The 4,134-nt window shown below is 70.0% G+C and carries 6 protein-coding genes; 1 reads left to right on the forward strand and 5 read right to left on the reverse strand.

Annotated features, from left to right (window positions below; translation table 11 throughout):
• Positions 1 to 219: 219 nt before the first annotated feature.
• The 5 genes from QQK83_RS18920 to cobS form a co-directional block, all read right to left on the reverse strand.
• Entirely contained in the window at positions 220 to 678 is a 459-nt protein-coding gene (locus QQK83_RS18920; RefSeq protein ID WP_284266945.1) for a hypothetical protein, read from the reverse strand.
• On the reverse strand, positions 675 to 1,628 hold the full coding sequence (locus QQK83_RS18925; protein WP_284266947.1) for a threonine/serine dehydratase: 954 nt from the start codon (positions 1,626 to 1,628) through the stop codon (positions 675 to 677). Before QQK83_RS18925 ends, QQK83_RS18920 begins: the two co-directional genes overlap by 4 nt.
• A gap of 44 nt (positions 1,629 to 1,672) precedes the next feature.
• A complete protein-coding gene (locus QQK83_RS18930) occupies positions 1,673 to 2,077 on the reverse strand; it encodes a hypothetical protein (RefSeq protein WP_284266949.1) in 405 nt (134 codons plus the stop codon).
• Between the two features lie 81 nt (positions 2,078 to 2,158).
• A complete protein-coding gene (locus QQK83_RS18935; protein WP_284266951.1) occupies positions 2,159 to 2,614 on the reverse strand; it encodes a thermonuclease family protein in 456 nt (151 codons plus the stop codon).
• Positions 2,615 to 2,689: 75 nt separating this feature from the next.
• Positions 2,690 to 3,676 (reverse strand): cobaltochelatase subunit CobS, encoded by a 987-nt coding sequence (gene cobS / locus QQK83_RS18940; protein ID WP_284266953.1) that lies wholly within the window; start codon positions 3,674 to 3,676, stop codon positions 2,690 to 2,692.
• Positions 3,677 to 3,824: 148 nt separating this feature from the next.
• On the opposite strand from cobS, the gene QQK83_RS18945 reads away from it, so the two are divergent.
• Positions 3,825 to 4,134: sigma-70 family RNA polymerase sigma factor (locus tag QQK83_RS18945; protein WP_284266955.1), on the forward strand; the 310-nt coding region annotated here is incomplete at its 3' end.

Consider the following 4,134-nt stretch of genomic DNA (forward strand, 5'->3'; position numbering starts at 1 on the left):
GGCATCGCGGCCCGCGGCCGCGTCCGGCCCGTCGAGCGGCGAGACCGCCGCGGCGGCGGGCTGGGCCATGGCCCAGGTCAGGACGGCAAGGATCGGCGCAAGCCGCATCGCGGACCCCGTGGCGGTCGGAACGTCGTCCGCGATCCTAGCAAATCGGCGCGTGTGCGCCTAGCCGCCGGGGCGGCATACCCCTTGAAACACAGTGTTGCCGTCGCGGCGTCAGCCGCCCGCCACACCCGCCAGCACCGCGCGCAGCTCGGCGCAGGCAAAGAGCGTCGCCTCCAGGCCGTCCTCCATCGCGTTGCCGGTCGCCGCGCGGGCGGCGCCCATCCGGTCGAGGTAGAGCTGGCTCGCCGCCGCGATCACCGGGGCGATCTCGGCCATCGCCGCGGCGGGGGATGCACCGGTGTCGCTCTCGCGCCGGGCAGCAGCGGCAAGGGCCAGCGCGACCTCGCCCTCCAGCGCCTCCGCGCCGACCCCGGTCTCCTCGCCCGCCAACAGGCGAAAGGCCCGGTAAAGCCCGGCGCAGCGCAGCATCGGCGCGGCCGCGCCGGTCGGGGTCAGCACCTCGTCCATCGCCTCGGCAAACCCCGCGGGCTGCGCCGCCACGGGGGCTGAAAAGGGGGCCGACACGGAGGCGGCCAGCGCCGCCACCAGCAGCGCCGCGGCCCGCGTCACGCGAGGAACCAGTCCGGGGCGGCATTGCCGCCGCACAAGAGCACGCAGACCCGCTCGCCCGGTTCGGGCACGTAAGCCCCCGAGGTCAGCGCCGCCAGCGCCACCGCCGCCCCCGGCTCACCGATCAGGCGGGTGCCGTCCCACAGCCTTCGCGCGGCCTCGAAGACGGCGGCGTCCTCGACCAGCACCGCCTGGTCGACATGGTCGCGGATCACCTCCCATGACATCACGCCCAACCGCGGCCCGCCCAGCGAGGAGGCCGCGATCCCCGAGGGGCTCGCGCTGAACTCCGGCCCCTCGCGGAAGGAGCGCTCGAGCGTGTTGGTGTCCTGCGTCTCGACCGAGACGACGCGGACCCTGTCGCGGAACCACGCGGCCACCCCGCCGATCAGCCCGCCGCCCCCGGTGGAGACGAGGATCGTGTCCAGCCCGTTCAGGTCGGTTCGGGCCATCTGCGCCTCGATCTCGCGCGCCACGGTCCCTTGCCCCGCCAGCGTCGGGAAGGTGTCGTAGGGATGGACCGAGAGCGCGCCGGTTTTCTCGGCATGGGCGGCGTATTCGGCCATGCAATCGGCGACCGATCCTTCGGTCAGGATCACCTCGCCGCCGAAATCGCGCATCCGGGCGAGTTTCTCTTCCTTGGCGATCAGCTTAGGCACGAAGATCTTCGCGCGGTGCCCCAGCGTGCTGGCCGCATGGGCCACCGCCGCGCCATGATTGCCGCCCGAGGCCGCGACGACGCCCGCCGTGGACACATCGGACGACAGCATCGTGTTGAAGGCACCGCGCACCTTGAACGAGCCGGTCACCTGGGTGTGTTCCAGCTTCAGCGTGACCGGATGGGGCAGGCCGAGGGCCGCGCCCTCCACCTGCAGGATGGGCGTGAGGCGCACGCGACCCGCGATGCGGGCGGCGGCGGCGTCGATGTCGGTGGGTGTGGGGTATGTCATGATGCGGGACGATGGACCGGGTGCGGGTCGGGGTCAATCGGGGGTCAGCTGCGCCCCGCGACCGCCTCGCGGTCGGGCAGGACGACGAGCGCCGCGCAGCCGAGAATGTAGCGCCGCGCCGCATCCCCGGCCCAGTCGGCTCCGCCGAAGCTGGCCGAGGAGAGAAGCCGCCGATGCGCCGCCCGCGCCGAGGCGCGCCAGGCGCGCGTCTCGACCGTGCCGCCGGGTGCCATCAGCTCCAGCACCGCGACCACCGCGTCGAGCGTCGCTTCGGTCTCGGCCGAGGCCGGATCGGTGAGCAGCCATTCATGTTCCATCTGCGCGACAAGCCGCCCGGCGCATTCCGCGAAACGGGGCAGGGTCGGCCCACCCTGATCGGCCCGCGCCGCAGCCGGGAGGACAAGGAAAAGGCCCAGAAGGGCCGCCATGCCTGTTTTCAAGCTGCCCATGAATATAGCGAACAGGCAAAATAAGCGCCTGTCAATTGTGCAGATTGAAAACGCCTTGCTAGGCTGCGCCCCGTGGCCGGGTCACCCCAGCCGCGCGCACCAGTCGGGCCTGCGCCCGCCCGAATAGGGCAGGGCCAGCCCCTCGGCGATCAGGGTCGCGCCCACGTCACGCCCGTCGAGGGCGAGCCGGACCAGCCTGCGATCATAGCGGTCCCACCCGCCGAGCTGCGCGTCCACGCGGCCCGCCCCGCGCACCATGCCGCGCAGCCGGAGGGTCGCGGTGCGGGCCAGCTCCGCCTCGGCGGCGCAGCGCGGCTCATGGCTTTCTGGCGTGTCAAAGCCCGTCAGCCTGGCGCGAAAGCGGCCTTCGCCGGGGCAGGTCATGTCGACCGTGTCGCCATCGACCACGCGGGTCACGCTGCAGGCCGACGGGCCGAAGCCTTTCTGCACAGGGTCGGGAGAGGGCACGCAGGCCACGGCGACAAACCCGCCGAGGGTGACAAGCGTCAGGAGAGAGGGGAGGGGCAGGCGGCGCATGGCCGCCTGTTAACCATTTGTTCACGGTTTGTGTAGGGGTGACCGGAGGGCAGGGCCCCCGGAAAACGCCCTGCTTCAGCCCAGCGACATGCTCGCCGCACTCTCCGGCAGCTCCTCGTCAAAGCAGCGCTGGTAGAACTCGGCCACCGTCTGCCGCTCAAGCTCGTCGCACTTGTTGAGGAAGGACAGCCGGAAGGCATAGCCCACGTCGCGGAAAATCTCCGCGTTCTGGGCCCAGGTGATGACCGTGCGCGGCGACATCACCGTCGACAGCTCACCGTTCATGAAGGCCGTCCGCGTCAGGTCGGCGACGGTGACCATCTGGTTCACGGTCTTGCGGCCCTTCTCGGTGTTGTAATGCGGGTTCTTGGCCAGAACGATCGCGGCCTCCGCGTCGTGGCGCAGGTAGTTCAGCGTGGCGACCAGCGACCAGCGGTCCATCTGCGCCTGGTTGATCTGCTGCACCCCGTGATAAAGGCCCGTCGTGTCGCCCAGGCCCACGGTGTTCGCGGTGGCGAACAGGCGGAAATACTTGTGCGGCGTGATGATCTCGTTCTGGTCGAGCAGCGTCAGCTTGCCGTCATGCTCCAGCACGCGCTGGATGACGAACATCACGTCCGCCCGGCCCGCGTCATATTCGTCGAAGACGATGGCCACGGGATTGCGCAGCGCCCAGGGCAGGATGCCCTCGTGGAATTCGGTGACCTGCTTGCCGTCGCGCAGCTTGATCGCATCCTTGCCGATCAGGTCGATCCGGCTGATGTGGCTGTCGAGGTTCACGCGCACGGCGGGCCAGTTCAGGCGGGCGGCGACCTGTTCGATATGGGTCGACTTGCCGGTGCCGTGATAGCCCTGGATCATGACGCGGCGGTTGTAGCCGAAGCCCGCGAGGATCGCCATCGTGGTGTCGGGATCGAATTTGTAAGTGCTGTCCAGCTCCGGCACCCGGTCGGTGCGGTCGGCGAAGCCTTTCACCGTCATGTCGGTGTCGATGCCGAACACCTCGCGGACCGAGATCTCTTCGGTCGGTTTCGCGTCCATGCTCAAGCTGCCGTCTGCCATGAGATCCTCGATCGTGTCCGGGGGTGGTCTGCGCCGATGTCGCGGGGATGCAACATATCGCGGGGGGCTGCAAGGGGAAGGGCGAAAAACGGGGGGCTGGCCAAGCCCGGCCCGAGATGCATATCTCGGCGCAGGAGACAGCGACCGCATGACCGACCAGGAGCATCTCGAGGGGTTGATCGCCCGCGTCGCCATGGGCGACCGCGCGGCGTTTTCGGCGCTGTATGCGGCGACCTCGGCGAAACTCTTCGGCATCTGCCTGCGTATCTTGAAGGATCGCAGTCTCGCCGAAGAGGCGCTTCAGGAGGTCTACGTGAAACTCTGGCACCGCGCCGACCGCTACCGCGTCACGGGTCACAGCCCGATGACCTGGCTGATCACCGTCGCGCGCAACCACGCCATCGACCGCCTGCGCGCGGCGCCCGCGCCCACCGCCGACCTCGACGCCGTGGCCCCCG

The sequence above is a fragment of the Roseicyclus amphidinii genome, from assembly GCF_030163755.1.
Classification (GTDB): Bacteria; Pseudomonadota; Alphaproteobacteria; order Rhodobacterales; family Rhodobacteraceae; genus Roseicyclus; species Roseicyclus amphidinii.

Bases quoted from the DNA above. Each gene is read 5' to 3' on its own strand.
- cobS (WP_284266953.1), bottom strand. From the start codon at position 3,676: ATGGCAGACGGCAGCTTGAGCATGGACGCGAAACCGACCGAAGAGATC.
- QQK83_RS18925 (WP_284266947.1), bottom strand. From the start codon at position 1,628: ATGACATACCCCACACCCACCGACATCGACGCCGCCGCCGCCCGCATC.
- QQK83_RS18935 (WP_284266951.1), bottom strand. From the start codon at position 2,614: ATGCGCCGCCTGCCCCTCCCCTCTCTCCTGACGCTTGTCACCCTCGGC.
- QQK83_RS18930 (WP_284266949.1), bottom strand. From the start codon at position 2,077: ATGGGCAGCTTGAAAACAGGCATGGCGGCCCTTCTGGGCCTTTTCCTT.